General features: G+C 65.3%; 13 protein-coding genes. 9 read left to right on the forward strand and 4 right to left on the reverse strand.

Annotated elements, in window-relative coordinates; all coding sequences use genetic code 11:
• Window positions 1-14: 14 nt before the first annotated feature.
• Together QUV35_RS14170 and QUV35_RS14175 are read right to left on the reverse strand one after the other, a co-directional pair.
• Window positions 15-584 (reverse strand): C40 family peptidase, encoded by a 570-nt coding sequence (locus QUV35_RS14170; RefSeq protein ID WP_300875314.1) that lies wholly within the window; start codon window positions 582-584, stop codon window positions 15-17.
• Between the two features lie 102 nt (window positions 585-686).
• Window positions 687-2,318 (reverse strand): 4-hydroxyphenylacetate 3-hydroxylase N-terminal domain-containing protein, encoded by a 1,632-nt coding sequence (locus QUV35_RS14175; protein ID WP_300875317.1) that lies wholly within the window; start codon window positions 2,316-2,318, stop codon window positions 687-689.
• 136 nt (window positions 2,319-2,454) lie between these two features.
• On the opposite strand from QUV35_RS14175, the gene QUV35_RS14180 reads away from it, so the two are divergent.
• The 8 genes from QUV35_RS14180 to zapE all read left to right on the forward strand — a co-directional run bounded on the left by QUV35_RS14180 (window position 2,455) and on the right by zapE (window position 13,462).
• A complete protein-coding gene (locus tag QUV35_RS14180) occupies window positions 2,455-3,189 on the forward strand; it encodes a TetR/AcrR family transcriptional regulator (protein WP_300875320.1) in 735 nt (244 codons plus the stop codon).
• 77 nt (window positions 3,190-3,266) lie between these two features.
• Window positions 3,267-3,878, forward strand: coding sequence for an isochorismatase family protein (locus QUV35_RS14185; RefSeq protein WP_300875323.1), 612 nt, complete (start codon window positions 3,267-3,269; stop codon window positions 3,876-3,878).
• 91 nt (window positions 3,879-3,969) lie between these two features.
• On the forward strand, window positions 3,970-5,919 hold the full coding sequence (locus QUV35_RS14190; RefSeq protein WP_300875326.1) for a propionate--CoA ligase: 1,950 nt from the start codon (window positions 3,970-3,972) through the stop codon (window positions 5,917-5,919).
• Window positions 5,920-6,027: 108 nt separating this feature from the next.
• Window positions 6,028-6,402: a metalloregulator ArsR/SmtB family transcription factor gene (locus tag QUV35_RS14195; RefSeq protein WP_300875329.1), complete on the forward strand. Its 375-nt coding sequence runs from the start codon at window positions 6,028-6,030 to the stop codon at window positions 6,400-6,402.
• Between the two features lie 207 nt (window positions 6,403-6,609).
• Window positions 6,610-9,501, forward strand: coding sequence for a 2-oxoglutarate dehydrogenase E1 component (locus tag QUV35_RS14200; protein ID WP_300875332.1), 2,892 nt, complete (start codon window positions 6,610-6,612; stop codon window positions 9,499-9,501).
• A gap of 87 nt (window positions 9,502-9,588) precedes the next feature.
• Entirely contained in the window at window positions 9,589-10,860 is a 1,272-nt protein-coding gene (gene odhB, locus QUV35_RS14205; RefSeq protein WP_300875334.1) for a 2-oxoglutarate dehydrogenase complex dihydrolipoyllysine-residue succinyltransferase, read from the forward strand.
• Window positions 10,861-10,923: 63 nt separating this feature from the next.
• Window positions 10,924-12,351: a dihydrolipoyl dehydrogenase gene (gene lpdA / locus QUV35_RS14210; RefSeq protein ID WP_300875337.1), complete on the forward strand. Its 1,428-nt coding sequence runs from the start codon at window positions 10,924-10,926 to the stop codon at window positions 12,349-12,351.
• A gap of 13 nt (window positions 12,352-12,364) precedes the next feature.
• Window positions 12,365-13,462, forward strand: a complete 1,098-nt coding sequence (gene zapE, locus QUV35_RS14215; protein WP_300875339.1) for a cell division protein ZapE — start codon at window positions 12,365-12,367, stop codon at window positions 13,460-13,462.
• Window positions 13,463-13,486: 24 nt separating this feature from the next.
• Here zapE and QUV35_RS14220 read toward each other — a convergent pair whose 3' ends face one another.
• Window positions 13,487-14,245: a protein phosphatase 2C domain-containing protein gene (locus QUV35_RS14220; RefSeq protein WP_300875342.1), complete on the reverse strand. Its 759-nt coding sequence runs from the start codon at window positions 14,243-14,245 to the stop codon at window positions 13,487-13,489.
• Between the two features lie 86 nt (window positions 14,246-14,331).
• Between QUV35_RS14220 and QUV35_RS14225 the strand changes: the two genes are divergently transcribed.
• The gene (locus tag QUV35_RS14225) at window positions 14,332-16,395 is read left to right on the forward strand and encodes an ATP-dependent DNA helicase (protein ID WP_366945440.1); all 2,064 of its coding nucleotides are present in this window, start codon (window positions 14,332-14,334) and stop codon (window positions 16,393-16,395) included.
• On the opposite strand, the gene QUV35_RS14230 is transcribed toward QUV35_RS14225, so the two are convergent.
• Window positions 16,358-17,164: an outer membrane protein assembly factor BamD gene (locus tag QUV35_RS14230; protein ID WP_300875345.1), complete on the reverse strand. Its 807-nt coding sequence runs from the start codon at window positions 17,162-17,164 to the stop codon at window positions 16,358-16,360. The two genes, QUV35_RS14225 and QUV35_RS14230, sit on opposite strands and share 38 nt — an antisense overlap.
• Between the last annotated feature and the right edge of the window lie 23 nt (window positions 17,165-17,187).

Below are 17,187 nucleotides of genomic sequence, written 5' to 3' on the forward strand. Positions count from 1 at the left end.
GCGCGAGGCGTGTATCAGGGTGAGGTGTTGGACGGGCCGGTGGCCGCCAGCAAAGGCACGCGGCGCGCACCGTTGAAGCGGGTGCTCCAGTAGCTCTTGCGCATGTCTTCCACGCGCACATGCGAGCCGGCGCGCGGCGAGTGAATGAACTTGCCGTCACCCACGTAAATGCCGACATGGCTGAAGGCGCGGCGCATGGTGTTGAAAAACACCAGGTCGCCGGGTTTGAGCTCGTTGCGGTCGATCACCTGGGTGGCAGCGGCCTGTTCGTCGGAGCGGCGCGGCAGCACCTTGCCCACCGATTGTTCGAACACCGCGCGCACAAAACCGCTGCAATCAAAACCGGTGTCGACCGTGTTGCCGCCGTACTTGTAGGGCACGCCCAGGAAAGCCATGGCATTGATGACCAGGCCCGAGGCCTGATCGCCCACGTTGTGACGCGCGGTCTGCAGCTGGTCCCCGAGGCGGGCGATGAGGCCCTTGTCGGCCAGCAAGGCGTCCATGTCTTCGAATGCGGCCTCCGGTGGCGCGGCGTGGACCGCAGCCGACAGGCTCAGCAGAAGGACGGGGAGTGTTCGACGCATGCGCCGCAGAGTAGCGGTGATGTCTGTTGAAGTCAAGCGAGAAATGCGCTGCAAATACTTGATTTTGTTGGTTTTTGAAGCTTCTGCAGGTCACCTGACTGCTCATGCTGGAGGTCGTGTCCGGGGTGTGGGCAGATCGACCATGACTGGTTGACCGGGCTGCGTGCATCCGGTGTCGCAGCACTTGCCGGGTTGACGGTTTTTCGTGATCGCGCGTGCCGGGTCGTGGGGCGCCGCCGCCGGGCTGCCGTCGTCGGCAATGCCTCGTTCCAGCAGGCGTTCGACCAGTTCCACCTTGCTGCCCACTGGGTAGTTGCGCCAGATCTCCTGCTTCATGGCGGCCGGCGAGCCGCCGCCATGCAGGCTGATCACGCTGTACCAGCCGCCCTGGTAGCCGGCGGTCAGATCCTCGATGAAACGCGCTGTCTGTATGCGCTGCTCGTACGGGATGTCGGGGTTGGCGCGCAGCACCTCGCCCAGGCGCGCCCCGGTCTCGGGGTTGTGGTCTTCGTCCGGGCCGGGCAGGGTGACGATCAGGCCGCCGCTGACGTGGTGCGCGATGCGGTGCATGTCGTAGATCTTCGTGGCCAGCAACAGCTTGCCGATGTTGGCGAACACCGGGTCGGGCATGAAGGTCTGGCTGTGTTCGTCGGCCTTGCCGTACACGCTGGCCGCGACGCCGCAGGCATAAAAACCCTCGGTGATGGTGATCAGCTCGACCATCTGTTCGCGCAGGTGGCTCTCGGCCCCCGGGTCGAAGCCATTGGCCTCGCACATCAAGGCGCCGGCACCGATCAGCAGGTCGCCGAAGCCGGCCCGCGCGCCGATGCAGGTCTGGCGGTGGTGGGTGGCGTAGCTGTAGGTCAGGTGGCCCGAGTGTTCCCATTCGCCGGCAAAGAACACGCTGTCCCAAGGAACGAGAACCCGATCGAAGAGGCACACGGCCGTGCTCTGGCCGTATTTGCGACTGAACAGCGCATCACCATGCTCCAGCTTCTCGCCCGGGCGACCGGCCGGGCGGGCCACGATGGTCAGGCCCGCGGCGTCGATGGGCACGGCGCAACAGACGGCGAAGTCGGCGTCTTCCCGCCCCATGTTCCGGCAAGGCATGACCAGCAGTTCGTGCATGTAAGGCGCACCGGTGACGATGGCCTTGGTGCCGCTGATGACGATGCCGCGTGCGTTGCGCTCGACCACATGCACGTAACTGTCCGGGTTCGACTGCTCGTGCGGGCGGCGGCTGCGGTCGCCCTTGGCGTCGGTCATGGCCACGCCGAGTATGAGGTCCTGGTCCTGGATGCGGTGCAGGTAGTGGTGAAAGCGCGCGGTGTGCTCGGTCGTGCCGCGCGCGTCGTCGATGCGCGCGCTGACCTGGGCAATGGCATTCAAGGCGTCGTGTGTGAGATAGCGCTGTGCGCAGCCGGTCTCCTGGCAGATCAGGCGCACCGCTTCGAGCTTGTTGAGCAGGTCGCCGCTGCTGGTGTTGAGGTGGCTCAGGCGGTTGACCGTTCGGCCGCTGGTGTGCTGCACGGCTGTCATCAGCGGGGCATAGCGGTCTTGCAGTGCAAAGTCGTAAGTGAGGGCGACGGCGTTGATGCCTGGCTGGAAGGCTCGTTCATCGGCCACGCTCTCGACACGTCTGCCGTCGACGTACACCCTGGGCTGGTGGCGGCGCAGGGATTCGCGGTAGTCCGCGCCACTCATGAGGAAAGCCGGCTGGGCTGGGTTGTTCATGGGATTCACTCGGGCTGAATGGTTTGACATGGGTTCAATGAAACATCTTTCGCCAGAATATTTGAACATCGTTCAAAATAATGTGCAATTGTTCAAAATTTCAAACCGACGCACCGAGCAAGGCTAAACTTCGGCCATGGATGTGCCTTTGTACGAACTCACTCCGGTCCTCTCGGCGGCCGACCGGGAAGCTGCCCAGCGGCAGCAGCAGCAGCGGCAGCAGCGGCAACTGGCGATGTCCGACACGCGCCGCGCACTGGTGCTCGATGCCGCGCGCAGCGTCTTTGCCGAAAAAGGGGTCGAAGGTGCGAGCATTCGAGAAATCGCGCGTCGCGCTGGCTACACACCGGGTGCGATCTACAGCTATTTCGACAGCAAGGAAGCGATCTACGCGGCGCTGCTGGCCGAATCGCTGGAGCGGCTCAATGCCGAGGTTGCAGCGGCTCGAGCCTTCAAACTCCAGCCTGCGCTGACCCTGGCCTCCAAGGCGCAGGCCTGGTTCGGTTTCTATGCCCGCAACCCGCGCGATCTGGATCTGGGTTTTTACCTGGTGCAAGGGCTGGCGCCGCGCGGCCTCACCGGCGAACTCAATCAGCAACTCAATGGACGTCTGCAGGACGCGTTGCGTCCCTGCGAGCTGGCATTGCAAGCCATGGGGCAGCCGCCCGATGCAGCCCTGCGCGAGAACACGGCGCTGTTTGCCCATGGCGTGGGTTTGCTGCTGCTGCAGCACACCGGCCGGATCCGCTTGTTCGGTCAGTCGGCCGAGTTGCTGTTCACGGCCTATGTGGAGCAACTGGTGGAGCGCCTCAACCCGGGGGCAGCGGCCAGCGTGAAGCCACGAGACCAGGCGGATTTGTTCGGCCTTTGAATTCAGGGGGCGCCAACGCCTGCGAGGCTGCGAAAATCGTGCTTTCCGTTTCCCCGAACGACACACGAAAGACATGCATGCTGCTGGACGCTGACGACTCCCAACTGGTGCTGGTGGACTACCAGGCCCGACTGATGCCCGCCATTCCTGAAGGTCCCCAGGTGCTGGCCAACGCGCTGCGCCTGGCGCGCATGGCGAAGCTCATGGATGTGCCCGTCTGGGGCACCGAGCAGAACCCGGACAAGCTCGGCGCCAACCCGCCGGAGCTGCGCGAACTCTGCCGCAAGACGCTGGCCAAGATGCACTTCGGTGCGCTGTCCGACGGCCTGGGTGACTGGCTGCGGCCGCCTGCCCGCACGGCGCAAGCTGGGGGCAATGCGCGCAGCCTGCCCAAGCACCTGCAGAAACCGGCGGCGGCTCCCGCGCCCGAGCGCCAGACCGTGGTGCTGGCCGGCTGCGAGGCCCATGTGTGCCTGCTGCAGACGGCACTGGAACTGATCGAGCAGGAGTTCGACGTGTGGGTGGTGACGGACGCCTGCGGCTCGCGCACCGAGCGCAACCGCGATGCGGCCTTCGACCGCCTGGCCGGCGCCGGTGCCGAACTGGTGACGACCGAGATGGTGGCCTTCGAATGGCTGCGAACCGCCGACCACCCGCTGTTTCGCGACGTGCAGGCCTTGATCAAGTAGGGCCACGAGGACAAACATGCGCGTGGTGGAGACGCCGGGTGCATGTCAGCCTGTCGAAAGCCGCGTCACCATAATTATGAATTCAGTTTGAGTGGAAACCCAGACCGCAACACCGACAACACCCCAGCAGGAGACGTTCATGAGCCAGACCCCGGGCTACGCAGAGTTCTACCGCCGCTCCATCGAAGACCGCGACGCCTTCTGGACCGAACAGGCCGCCCTGGTGGACTGGAAGCGGCCGTTTGACCGGGTCTGCAACCACGACAACCCGCCGTTCGCCCGCTGGTTCGAAGGCGGGCTCACCAACCTGTGCCACAACGCGGTGGACCGCCACCTCCAGGATCGGGCCGAGCAGAACGCGCTGATCTTCGTCTCCACCGAAACCGAGGTCGAGCGCACCTACAGCTTTCGCGAACTGCACGCCGAAGTGCAGCGCATGGCCGCGGTTCTGCTCGCACTGGGCGTGAAGAAGGGCGAGCGGGTCCTGATCTACATGCCCATGATTCCCGAAGCGGCCTTTGCCATGCTGGCCTGCGCGCGCATCGGCGCCATCCATTCGGTGGTCTTTGGCGGCTTTGCCAGCCATTCCCTGGCCAGCCGCATCGAGGACGCCTCCCCGGTGGTCATCGTGAGTGCCGACGCCGGTTCACGCGGTGGCAAGGTGGTCGAGTACAAGCCGCTGCTGGACGAAGCCATTCGCCTCTCCAGCCACAAACCGGCGCAGGTGCTGATGGTCAACCGCGGCCTGGCGCCGATGAAGCTCACCGCCGGGCGCGACGTCGACTACGCCAGCGCGCGCGAACAACAGTTGCAGACGGTCGTGCCCTGCGAATGGGTGGATTCCACCCACCCGAGCTACACGCTCTACACCAGCGGCACCACAGGAAAACCCAAAGGCGTGCAGCGCGACACCGGCGGCTACGCGGTGGCGCTGGCTGCGAGCATGAAGCATGTGTTCATGGGTGAGCCGGGTGAAACCTACTTCTCCACCAGCGACATCGGCTGGGTGGTCGGTCACAGCTACATCGTGTACGGACCGCTGATCGCAGGCATGGCCACCATCATGTACGAGGGCCTGCCGATCCGCCCCGATGCAGGCATCTGGTGGCACCTGGTCGAAAAGTACAAGGTGAGCGTCATGTTCAGCGCGCCCACCGCGGTGCGTGTGCTCAAGAAATACGATGCCTCGTTCATCAAGAACCATGATCTTTCCAGCCTGAAGGCGCTGTTTCTTGCCGGCGAGCCGCTGGACGAACCCACCGCGCAGTGGATTGCCGAGGCGCTGGGCAAACCCATCATCGACAACTACTGGCAGACCGAGACCGGCTGGCCGATCCTGTCGCTGTGCAACGGCGTGGAGCCGGCCAGCAGCAAGTTCGGCTCGCCCGGGCGCGCGGTCTATGGCTACAACGTCAAGTTGCTCGACGATCAGACCGGCGCCGAACTCACCGAACCGGGGCAGAAGGGCGTGGTCGCCATCGAAGGCCCTTTGCCACCGGGCTGCATGCAGACGGTGTGGCGCGACGACGAACGCTTCGTCAAGACCTACTGGTCCAGCGTGCCCGGCAAGCTGGTCTACAGCACCTTTGACTGGGGCATCAAGGACGAAGACGGCTACTTCTTCATCCTGGGCCGCACCGACGACGTGATCAACGTGGCGGGTCACCGCCTGGGCACGCGCGAGATCGAAGAGAGCATCTCCAGCCATCCGCGCGTGGCAGAAGTGGCGGTGGTGGGTGTTGCCGATCAGCTCAAGGGGCAGGTCGCGATGGCCTTTGTGGTGGTCAAGGACGCTTCGACACTGGGCGACGACGCCGCACGCCTGAAACTCGAAGGCGAGGTGATGAAGGTGGTGGACGAACAACTCGGCGCCGTGGCGCGCCCGGCGCGGGTGCGTTTTGTCTCGGTGCTGCCCAAGACCCGCAGCGGAAAATTGCTGCGCAGGGCGATCCAGGCGGTGTGCGAAGGCCGCGACCCGGGCGATCTGACCACCATGGACGATCCGGCCGCGCTGCAGCAGATCAAGGACCTGCTGGCCTGAGCCTGTCGACCGTCGGGCCGGTGCATGGGCCCCCCAAAACCCTTCCATGGCCCTTGGTGTGCTTTATAAGTATGATCCATGCCTATATTCACACGAGCGACGGGCGCCATGGACAAGATGATCGAATCCGATGGACAGGTGGAGCGGGTGCGGGTTTTCGAACTCGCGGCCGAGCTTTTCGGTGTGCTCGCCACGCCCATGAGGCTGCGCATCCTCAGCGCACTGTGCGACCGGGAGAAGTCGGTGTCGCAGTTGCTGCAGGAAATCGACACCACCCAGCCCAATCTGTCGCAGCACCTGAATCTCCTGTACCGCTCGGGTGTGCTGGCCAAGCGCAAGGAAGGCACACAGGTGATTTACCGTGTGCAAAGTGAAAAGGCCGTGATGCTCTGCCGCACGGTCTGCACGCAGATTGCCATCGAGATCGACGAGCCCAGCGCTGTTCCGGCATCCGAACGGCTCTCGCCACGCGTGACATCCTGACCCGCGCCTGACGCGCGCTCGCTTGCAACATCGGCGCCTCGGGCGCCGAACTTTTTTCCTGCCGTCCGAGGCGAGGTGGCACAATCGCCGCTTGCAGCCAGGTCCTTCCACAGTCACTGTCGCATCCGCATAACGGTCAAGCCGTGCAGCGGAAGGTTTTTCTAACCAGCTAATGTTTCCTGCAGGGAAACGGAGGTCAGCGGATTTATGAGCGATTCCCAATCGAGCGGGGGCAACGTCTATGTTGCCTACAAGACCAACTCGTATCTCTTCGGCGGCAACGCGCCGTACGTGGAAGAGATGTACGAGAACTACCTTGCCAACCCCGGCAGCGTGCCCGACACCTGGCGCGGCTACTTCGACGCCCTGCAGCATGTGCCCGCCGGCGACGGATCCGACGCCCGCGACGTCCCGCACCAGCCCGTCATCAACGCATTTGCCGACCGCGCCAAACAGGGTGGCACGAAGGTTGTCATCGCCGCCGGCGCCGACTCCGACCTCGGACGCAAGCGCGTCGCCGTCCAGCAACTGATTGCGGCCTACCGCAACGTGGGTGCCCGCTGGGCCGACCTGGACCCGCTCAAGCGCGCCGAGCGCGACAACATCCCCGAGCTCGATCTGGCGTTCTACGGCTTTGCCGACGCCGATCTGGAAACCATTTTCAACACGAGCAACACCTTCTTCGGCAAGGAGACGATGTCCCTGCGCGAGTTGCTCAACGCCTTGCGTGAAACCTACTGCGGCTCCATCGGTGCCGAGTACATGTACATCACCGACCAGAGCCAGAAGCGCTGGTGGCAGGAGCGCCTGGAGAGCACCCGTTCCAAGCCGGTCTACAACGCCGAGAAGAAAAAGCACATCCTCGACCGCCTGACCGCGGCCGAAGGCCTCGAGCGTTTCCTGCACACGAAATACGTGGGTCAGAAGCGCTTCTCGCTGGAAGGCGGCGAGAGCTTCATCGCCTCCATGGACGAGTTGATCCGCCAGGCTGGCCAGATCGGCATCCAGGAGATCGTGATCGGGATGGCCCACCGTGGTCGCCTCAACGTGCTGGTGAACACCCTGGGCAAGATGCCCAAGGACCTGTTCGCCGAGTTCGATCACACCGCGCCGGAAGACCTGCCGTCCGGCGATGTGAAGTACCACCAGGGCTTCAGCTCGGACGTGACCACCCCCGGTGGCCCGGTCCACCTCTCGCTGGCCTTCAACCCCTCGCACCTGGAGATCGTCAACCCCGTGGTCGAAGGCTCGGTGCGTGCCCGCATGGACCGCCGTGGCGATCCGCTGGGCAAACAGGTGTTGCCGGTGCTGGTGCACGGCGACGCGGCCTTTGCCGGCCAGGGTGTGGTGATGGAAACGCTGGCGCTGGCCGAAACGCGTGGTTACTCCACCGGCGGCACGGTGCATCTGGTGATCAACAACCAGATCGGCTTCACCACCTCCGACCCGCGCGACAGCCGCTCCACGCTGTACTGCTCGGACGTCGTGAAGATGATCGAGTCGCCGGTGCTGCACGTCAACGGCGACGACCCGGAAGCCGTGGTGTACGCCACCCAGCTCGCGCTCGAGTTCCGCATGGCCTTCCAGAAGGACGTGGTGGTCGACATCGTGTGTTTCCGCAAGCTCGGTCACAACGAGCAGGACACCCCCAGCCTGACGCAGCCGCTGATGTACAAGAAGATCGCGGCCCACCCCGGCACGCGCAAGCTCTACGCCGACAAGCTGGCGGCACAAGGCCTGGGCGAAACCCTCGGTGAAGACATGGCCAAGGCCTACCGCGCGGCGCTCGACGACGGCCGTCACACGGTGGACCCGGTGCTCACGAACTTCAAGAGCAAGTTCGCGGTGGACTGGAGCCCGTACCTCAACAAGAAATGGACCGACAGCTCCGATTCCGCCATTCCCATGGCCGAGTGGAAGCGCCTGTCCGAGCGTCTCACCACGCTGCCCGACAGCATCTCGCCACACCAACTGGTGAAGAAGGTGTATGCCGACCGCGCGGCCATGGGCCGTGGCGAGATCCCGGTCGACTGGGGCATGGGCGAGCACATGGCGTTTGCCTCGCTGGTGGCCAGTGGATTCCCGGTGCGCCTCTCGGGTGAAGACTGCGGTCGTGGCACGTTCACGCACCGCCACGCCGTGCTGCACGACCAGAACCGCGAAAAGTTCGACGAGGGCACCTATGTGCCGCTGCAGAACGTGGCCGACAACCAGGCCCCGTTCGTGGTGATCGACTCGATCCTTTCCGAAGAGGCGGTGCTCGCCTTTGAATACGGTTACGCCTCGAACGACCCCAACACGCTGGTGATCTGGGAGGCGCAGTTCGGCGACTTCGTCAACGGTGCACAGGTCGTGATCGACCAGTTCATCGCCTCCGGCGAGGTGAAGTGGGGCCGTGTCAACGGCATCACGCTGATGCTGCCGCACGGCTATGAAGGCCAGGGCCCCGAGCACAGTTCGGCCCGCCTGGAGCGCTTCATGCAGATGGCGGCCGACACCAACATGCAGATCGTGCAGCCGACGACGGCCAGCCAGATCTTCCATGTGCTGCGCCGCCAGATGATCCGCGGGCTGCGCAAGCCGCTGATCATCTTCACGCCCAAGTCGCTGCTGCGCAACAAGGACGCGACCTCACCGCTGTCCGAGTTCACCAAGGGCGGTTTCCAGACCGTCATTCCCGACCAGAGCGCCGACGTCGCGAAGAAGGCCGACAAGGTCAAGCGCGTCATCTGCTGCTCGGGCAAGGTGTACTACGACCTGGTGAAGAAGCGCGAGGAACGCGAGTCCGACGACGTGGCGATCCTGCGCGTCGAACAGCTCTATCCGTTCCCGCACAAGGTGTTTGGCGCCGAGTTGCGCAAGTACCCCAACGCCACCGACATCGTGTGGTGCCAGGACGAACCGCAAAACCAGGGTGCCTGGTTCTTCGTGCAGCACTACATCCACGAAAACATGCTCGACGGACAGAAGCTCGGTTATGCCGGGCGCGCTGCTTCCGCCTCGCCTGCGGTGGGTTATTCGCACCTGCACCAGGAACAGCAGAAGAACCTCATCGAGGCGGCCTTCGGCAAGCTCAAGGGCTTCATCCTCACCAAGTAAGCCGCTCCCGCCGCCCGGCCTGCGGATGTCTTTGCATCCCGGCCGGGCTGGCTCAGCGCAGTCCGAAACACACCAGGTAGAAGAAACATGGCAATCGTAGAAGTCAAAGTTCCCCAGCTCTCCGAATCGGTGGCCGAAGCCACCATGCTGCAGTGGAAGAAAAAGGTCGGCGACGCGGTGGCGGTCGACGAGATCCTGATCGAGATCGAGACCGACAAGGTCGTGCTCGAAGTGCCGGCCCCCTCGGCCGGCGTGCTGGTCGAGGTGCTGCAGGGCGACGGCGCCACGGTGGCGGCCGAGCAGTTGATTGCGCGCATCGACACGGCCGCCGTGGCCGGCGCCGCAGCACCGGCGGCTGCGGCCGCGCCTGCCGCTGCAGCCCCGGCCCCCGCTGTTGCAGCGGCCGCTGCCGCCTCCACCAGCAAGGCCGGCGTGGCCATGCCAGCCGCCGCCAAGCTGATGGCCGACAACAACCTGGCGGCCGGTTCGGTCGCCGGCACCGGCAAGGACGGCCGCGTGACCAAGGGCGATGTGCTCTCTGCCGTTGCCGCGCCCAGGCCAGCCGCTGCTGCGCCCGTGGCCGCTCCTGTGGCGATCTCCACCGGGGCGCCCACCCGGGTGCTGCCTCAGGTGCCGGTGGTGGCGCCCGACCTGGGCGATCGCCCCGAAGAGCGCGTGCCCATGACCCGCCTGCGCGCCCGCGTGGCCGAGCGCCTGCTGCAGTCGCAATCAACCAACGCCATCCTGACCACCTTCAACGAGATCAACATGGCCCCGGTCATGGAGATGCGCAAGAAGTTCCAGGAAAAGTTCGAGAAGGAACACGGCGTCAAGCTCGGCTTCATGAGCTTCTTCGTCAAGGCGGCGGTGCACGCGCTCAAGAAGTACCCCATCATCAACGCGTCGGTGGACGGCAACGACATCGTCTACCACGGCTACTTCGACATCGGCATCGCCGTGGGTTCGCCACGCGGTCTGGTGGTGCCCATCCTGCGCAACGCCGACCAGATGAGCTTTGCCGACATCGAGAAGAAGATCGCCGAGTTCGGGCAGAAGGCCAAGGACGGCAAGCTGGGCATCGATGACATGACCGGGGGCACCTTCTCCATTTCCAACGGCGGCACCTTCGGCTCGATGATGTCGACCCCCATCATCAACCCGCCCCAGTCGGCCATCCTCGGCGTGCATGCCACCAAGGACCGCGCCATGGTCGAAAATGGCCAGGTGGTCGTGCGCCCGATGAACTACTTCGCCATGTCCTACGACCACCGCATCATCGACGGCCGCGAAGCCGTGCTGGGTCTGGTGGCCATGAAAGAGGCGCTGGAAGACCCAGCCCGCCTGCTGTTCGACATCTGACCGGCATCACCCTCTGCCAACGCCCCGACAGGGGCGTTGGCCTTTTGAATCCAGGAATCCAACATGTCCCAAACATTTGACGTCGTCGTCATTGGCGGCGGCCCCGGCGGTTACATCGCTGCCATCCGCGCAGCCCAACTCGGTTTCAAGGTCGCCTGTGTCGACGAGTGGAAGAACGCCGCTGGTGGCCCGGCGCCGGGCGGCACCTGCACCAACGTCGGTTGCATCCCGTCCAAGGCGCTGCTGCAGTCCTCGGAGCACTTCGACCACGCCAACCACCACTTCGCCGACCACGGCATCACCGCCACCAACGTGAAGATCGACATCGGCAAGATGATCGGCCGCAAGGACACCGTGGTGAAGCAGAACAACGACGGCATCCTGTACCTGTTCAAGAAGAACAAGGTCACGTTCTTTCACGGTCGTGGCTCGTTTGCCAAGGCCGTCGAAGCCGGCTACGAGATCCAGGTGACGGGCGCGAAGGAAGAGTTGCTGACCGCACGCCAGATCATCGTGGCCACCGGCTCCAACGCCCGCGCCTTGCCCGGCACGCCGTTCGATGAAGAGACGGTGCTGTCCAACGACGGTGCGCTGCGCCTGGGCGCCGTGCCCAGGAAGATGGTGCTGATCGGCTCCGGCGTGATCGGTCTTGAAATGGGCTCGGTCTGGCGCCGTCTCGGCTCCGACGTCACCATTCTCGAAGGCCTGCCCACCTTCCTCGGTGCGGTGGACGAGCAGATCGCCAAGGAAGCCAAGAAGGCGTTCGACAAACAGGGGCTGAAGATCGAACTCGGTGTGAAGGTCGGCGAGATCAAGAGCACCAGGAAGGGTGTGAGCGTGGCCTACACCAGCGCCAAGGGCGAGGCCCTGACGCTCGATGCCGACAAGCTGATCGTCTCCATCGGCCGCGTGCCCAACACCATCGGCCTCAACGCCGAAGCCGTGGGCCTGCAGCTCGACGAGCGCGGCGCCATCGTGGTCGACGCCGAGTGCCGCACCAACCTCAAGGGCGTGTGGGCGGTCGGCGACGTGGTGCGCGGTCCCATGCTGGCCCACAAGGCCGAAGAAGAGGGCGTTGCCGTGGCCGAGCGCATCGCCGGCCAGCACGGTCATGTGAACTTCAACACCATCCCCTGGGTGATCTACACCAGCCCCGAAATTGCCTGGGTTGGCGAGACCGAACAGCAACTCAAGGCGCGTGGCGCAGCGTACAAGGCCGGCACGTTCCCGTTTCTGGCCAACGGCCGCGCGCGCGCACTGGGCGACACCACCGGCATGGTGAAGTTTCTGGCGGACGCCGCCACCGACGAGATCCTGGGTGTGCACATCGTCGGCCCCATGGCCAGCGAGCTGATCGCCGAGGCGGTCGTGGCGATGGAGTTCAAGGCCAGCGCCGAAGACATTGCCCGCATCTGCCACGCGCATCCTTCGTTGTCGGAAGCGACGAAGGAAGCCGCACTGGCGGTGGACAAGCGCACGCTGAACTTCTGAGCCGGCACTGGCTTTGAGCGTTCGCAGCACCTACGAAGCCGCGCTGAAAGAGCGCGGCTACACGACCGATCCCGCCCAGCAGCGCGCCGTGGACGCGCTGGAGCGGTGCGCCTCCGAATGGGCGGTGTACAAGCAGCGCCGCTCCAACTCGCTCAAGAAACTGTTCATCAAGCCCGACATTCCGAGGGGCGTCTACATGTTCGGCGGCGTGGGCCGGGGCAAGAGCTTCCTGATGGACTGTTTCTTCAACGCCGTGCCCCTGAAGCGCAAGACGCGGCTGCATTTTCATGAGTTCATGCGCGAGGTGCACCGCGAACTGCGCGAGTTGCAAGGCACGGTGAACCCGCTGGACGAATTGGGCTTGCGCATCGCCAGGCGCTACAAGTTGATCTGCTTCGACGAGTTTCACGTGGCCGACGTGACCGACGCCATGATCCTGCACCGCCTGCTCGACGCGCTGTTCAAGGCCGGCGTGGGGTTCGTCACCACCTCCAACTTCCACCCCGACGGTCTCTACCCGGACGGGCTGCACCGCGACCGCATCCTGCCCGCGATCGAGCTGCTCAAGGAGCGGCTGGAGGTGCTCAGCGTGGACAACGGCACCGACTACCGCCAGCGCACGCTCAACCAGATCGAGCTCTATCACTGCCCGCTCGGCCCCAACGCCGATGCGGCCATGGAGGCCACGTTCAACGAACTGGCCGAGGCGGGCGACCAGGACCCGGTGATGCAGATCGAGTCACGCCAGATCAGGGCGGTGCGCCGGGCCGGTGGCGTGATCTGGTTCGATTTCCGAACCCTGTGCGGCGGACACCGTTCGCAGAACGACTACCTCGAGATCGCCACCCAGTTCCACACCGTGATGCTGTCCAACGTGCCGCAGATGCAGGTGCGCCAGGCGTCGGAGGCGCGGCGCTTCACCTGGCTGATCGACGTGCTGTACGACCGCCGGGTCAAGCTGGTGATGTCGGCCGCGGTGCAGCCCGAAGAGCTCTACCTCGAAGGCCCGATGTCGCACGAATTTCCACGCACGGTGTCGCGCTTGAGCGAGATGCAGTCTGCGGAATTTCTGGCGCTGGAGCACCGGGTCGTGGACACCGGCCTGACCTGACCAATCCCCTCGGGGGCAGCGGACCTAACCCAAAGGCTCGAGTTTCACGATCACGATCGACAGGTTGTCGCCCGCGCCCTTGGCACGGGTGCGTGCCTTCTGGATCAGGAATTCGCAGGCCTCGCGGGGCGACAGCATGGCGATCGTGCTGGCGAGTTCTTCAGGGGTGAAGTAGTGCCACACGCCATCGCTGCAGGCCATCAGCGCTTCACCCGGAATGAGTTGCGGCACCACGTGCAGGTCCACCGGCGGGTCGTTCTCGGTGCCCAGGCAGCCCATCAGGATGTTGGCGTGCGGGTGGTCCAGCGCCTCCTGTTCGCTGAGCTCTCCCTGGTTGACCAGGGTCTGCACATACGAGTGGTCCATGGTGCGGAACACCAGCCGACCGTTGCGGAAGTGATAGACGCGCGAGTCACCGGCATGCACCCAGTGGCTTTCGCCGTCCGGGTCGATCAGGAAGGCGGCAATGGTGCTGTGGGGTTCCTGCTCGGCCGAGACGGCGGTGAGCTTGATCACCAGGTGCGACTCCTCCACGATCTGTCGCAGCAGGGCAGAGGCGTCGTCGGTCTCGGGGTCGTAGCGTTCGAACAGCTGGCGCGCCGTGAGCATCACCTGGTCGGATGCCTTGCGGCCGCCGCTGCGCCCGCCCATGCCGTCGGCCAGCACGGCCAGCATGCAGCTGTCGTGGCGCGGGTGATTCAGCAGACACACCTGGTCCTGCTGGTAATCGCGGTCGCCCCGGTGGATGCCGGTGGATGCCTGGATGCGGTAGCCTTTGGACATATGAATCAATCGTTTTTCCGGTGCCGGTCAATACACGCAATGGTATCCAGTTATCCCCCGCGAACGCCCCGCTGGAACAGGCGTCTTTGCATGTTGACCCGGTGAGCGATCTGGTGGACAGCGTGGCGGCGGCCTTTGCCACCGACGGGCCGCTCGCAGCCGCACGGCACGATCACCGGGCCAGGCCGGGTCAACTGGCGATGGCGCTGGCCGTGGCGCGTGCCCTGGCGTCGGGCGGGCATCTCGCGGTGGAAGCCGGCACGGGGGTGGGCAAGACCTTTGCCTACCTTGTGCCGGTCTTGCTGAGCGGGCAACGGGCCTTGTTGTCCACCGCGACCCAGGCCCTGCAGGACCAGTTGTTCTCCCGCGACATTCCGGCCGTGTCCAGGGCGCTCGGCATGCCGGTGCGCGCCGCGCTGCTCAAGGGCCGCTCGAGCTATCTGTGTCTGCAGCGGCTGGAACAGGCCCGAGCCGCCGGGCCCAACCAGCGCAACGACCCTGCCATCGCAGCCGGCCTGGAGCGTGTGCGCCTGTGGGCGCAGGTCACGCGCAGCGGCGACGTGGGCGAGATGGCGTCACTGCACGAACGCTCGGCGCTGCGTGACCTCGTCACATCCACCCGCCACAACTGCCTGGGCGCCGACTGTCCGCAAGCCACACCGTGCCACGTCAACCGGGCGCGCCGCCAGGCGCAGGAAGCCGACTGGGTCGTGATCAACCACCACCTGTTCCTTGCCGACCGGGTGATGCACGAGACGCAAGCGGTGGACTGGTTGCCCGAGACGGGTGTGGTGGTGATGGACGAGGCCCACCGTCTCAACGACACCGCCGTGCAGTTGCTGTCGAGTTCCGTTTCGTCCGACGCGCTGCACGACCTGGCGCGCGAACTCCGCACGCAAGGTAGCGCCTTTGCCCGGGGCCTGCGTCCCTGGGGCCACCTGGCCCTGGTGCTGGAGCAGGCCTGTCGAGCCATCGGCGCACTGCCCCGAGCCGGGGGCAACCCGCCTCGGCAGGCCTGGTCGGCCGTCTCGCCCGATGGCCTGGAGGCCCCGGACTGGCACCTGGCCATCACCGCCCTGGATCAGGCGCTGGCCGGCGCGCTGGAAGCGGTGTCGGCCACCGCACAGGCGAGCGCAGAGCTGGGGCGTCTGATGGAGCGCCTCAAGGAGTTGCAAGCCACCTGGAGCCTGTTGGCGCCCGGGGCGCCGATCCCGGTCACAGCCGCCGATGCGCGCTGGATGGAGTGGGGCGCCGGGCGCTCGTGGCGAATGGTCAGGGCACCCCGGGACAGCGCGACGCACTTCGGCCAGCTGTTGCAGACCGGGGGGCGGGGCGAGCGCAGCTGGATCTTCGCCTCGGCGACCCTCGGCCACGACGATGCCTTGAGCTGGTTCACCCGCGGCCTGGGCATCGCAGGCCACAGCGCCTTGCACACGCTGCGGGTGCCCAGCCCGTTCGACCATGCAGCGCAAGCCGCGCTGTACGTCCCTCACGATCTGCCCGATCCGGCCGACGCCGACCACACGCCGGCACTGGCGGCACGGGTGGCGGACTGGGCGACCCGCCTGGGTGGACGCACGCTGGTGCTGACGACCACGCTGCGTGCTGTCGCCCGCATGGCGAATGCGCTCGACGGCCTGTTGCAAGTGGGTGAGGGGGCTCCGATGGAGGTGCTCGCGCAGGGCCGGCTGTCACGCAAGGCCTTGCTCGAACGCTTCCGTGCGGCCCCGCATTCGGGCCGCGGCGCCGTTCTGGTGGCCTCGGCCTCGTTCTGGGAGGGCGTCGACCTGCCCGGCGACGTGTTGCAGTTGCTCGTCATCGACAAGCTGCCCTTTCCACCCCCGGACGATCCCTTGATCGCCGCGCGTGTGAGGGCCATGGAGGACGAGGGGTTTCAGGCGTTCAGCGACGTCTTTCTGCCGGAAGCCGCGATGGCCCTGCGCCAGGGTGCGGGTCGGCTGATCCGCTCGGAGCGGGACCGGGGTGTGCTGGTGATCGGTGACCGCCGCCTGCTCACCCGCAGTTACGGCAACCTGCTGCTGGATGCATTGCCGCCGATGCTGCGCCTGGTGGATGAGTCGGAGCTGCGATCGGCCATCGATGACCTGGTGGTCACCAGATCTTCCACCACGGATCGTCCTTGCTCTTGAAGCCCTGGGTGAGGAACTCGCTCTGCGGGTAATTGGCCTCCATCACGCGGCGTGCGTCGTCACGCAACTGGGTCATGCCCAACGCGTCGTAAGAACGCACCATGATGAACAAGGCCTCTTCCAGTGCGGGCGCGTTGGTGTACTCGTTCAGCGCGGTCTGCGCGCGGTTGATCGCCGCCACGTGCGCACCCCGGCTGTGATAATAGCGGGCCACATGCACTTCGTATTGCGCCAGCGAGTTGACGATGTAGGTCATGCGCAGGCGTGCGTCGGGCGTGTAGCGCGAATCCGGAAAGCGCGTGCTGAGTTCGCGGAAGGCTTCGAACGATTCCTTGGCGGCCTTCTGATCGCGCTCCGACAGGTCCTGGCGTGCCAGCGAGCCAAACAGGCCGAGGTTGTCGTTGAAGTTCACCAGGCCCTTGAGGTAGAGCGCGTAGTCCAGCGCCGGGCTGGATGGGTGGAGTTTCTGGAAGCGGTCGATGGCGGCCATCGCCTGTGCCGGCTCGCCCGCCTTGTAGTGGGTGTAGGCCTTGTCGAGCTGGGCCTGTTGCGCCAGAGGGGTGCCGGCGGCGCGGCCTTCGAGTTTCTCGAGCAGCGTCACCGAGCGTTCGAAGTTGCCGGCGGTGCGCTCCTCGGTGGCCTCGGTGTAGATCCGGTTGGGACTCCAGTTCGCGGTTTCGTCCTTGGGCTTGGTGCTGCCACACGCGCTCAGCAGCAGCGCTGCGCCCAGCGCACCTGCGGCCAGGGCCGATAATCTCGACGTCAACATAACGAACTCACCTTCACAACGGA

Source organism: Hydrogenophaga sp. (genome assembly GCF_030373225.1).
Lineage (GTDB): Bacteria > Pseudomonadota > Gammaproteobacteria > Burkholderiales > Burkholderiaceae_C > Hydrogenophaga.

What these genes read in the sequence shown, in the direction of transcription:
- QUV35_RS14200 (WP_300875332.1), top strand. Translation starts at nt 6,610, where the DNA reads ATGAGCGATTCCCAATCGAGCGGGGGCAACGTCTATGTTGCCTACAAG.
- odhB (WP_300875334.1), top strand. Translation starts at nt 9,589, where the DNA reads ATGGCAATCGTAGAAGTCAAAGTTCCCCAGCTCTCCGAATCGGTGGCC.
- QUV35_RS14180 (WP_300875320.1), top strand. Translation starts at nt 2,455, where the DNA reads ATGGATGTGCCTTTGTACGAACTCACTCCGGTCCTCTCGGCGGCCGAC.
- QUV35_RS14185 (WP_300875323.1), top strand. Translation starts at nt 3,267, where the DNA reads ATGCTGCTGGACGCTGACGACTCCCAACTGGTGCTGGTGGACTACCAG.
- QUV35_RS14170 (WP_300875314.1), bottom strand. Translation starts at nt 584, where the DNA reads ATGCGTCGAACACTCCCCGTCCTTCTGCTGAGCCTGTCGGCTGCGGTC.
- QUV35_RS14175 (WP_300875317.1), bottom strand. Translation starts at nt 2,318, where the DNA reads ATGAACAACCCAGCCCAGCCGGCTTTCCTCATGAGTGGCGCGGACTAC.
- QUV35_RS14195 (WP_300875329.1), top strand. Translation starts at nt 6,028, where the DNA reads ATGGACAAGATGATCGAATCCGATGGACAGGTGGAGCGGGTGCGGGTT.
- QUV35_RS14230 (WP_300875345.1), bottom strand. Translation starts at nt 17,164, where the DNA reads ATGTTGACGTCGAGATTATCGGCCCTGGCCGCAGGTGCGCTGGGCGCA.
- lpdA (WP_300875337.1), top strand. Translation starts at nt 10,924, where the DNA reads ATGTCCCAAACATTTGACGTCGTCGTCATTGGCGGCGGCCCCGGCGGT.
- QUV35_RS14220 (WP_300875342.1), bottom strand. Translation starts at nt 14,245, where the DNA reads ATGTCCAAAGGCTACCGCATCCAGGCATCCACCGGCATCCACCGGGGC.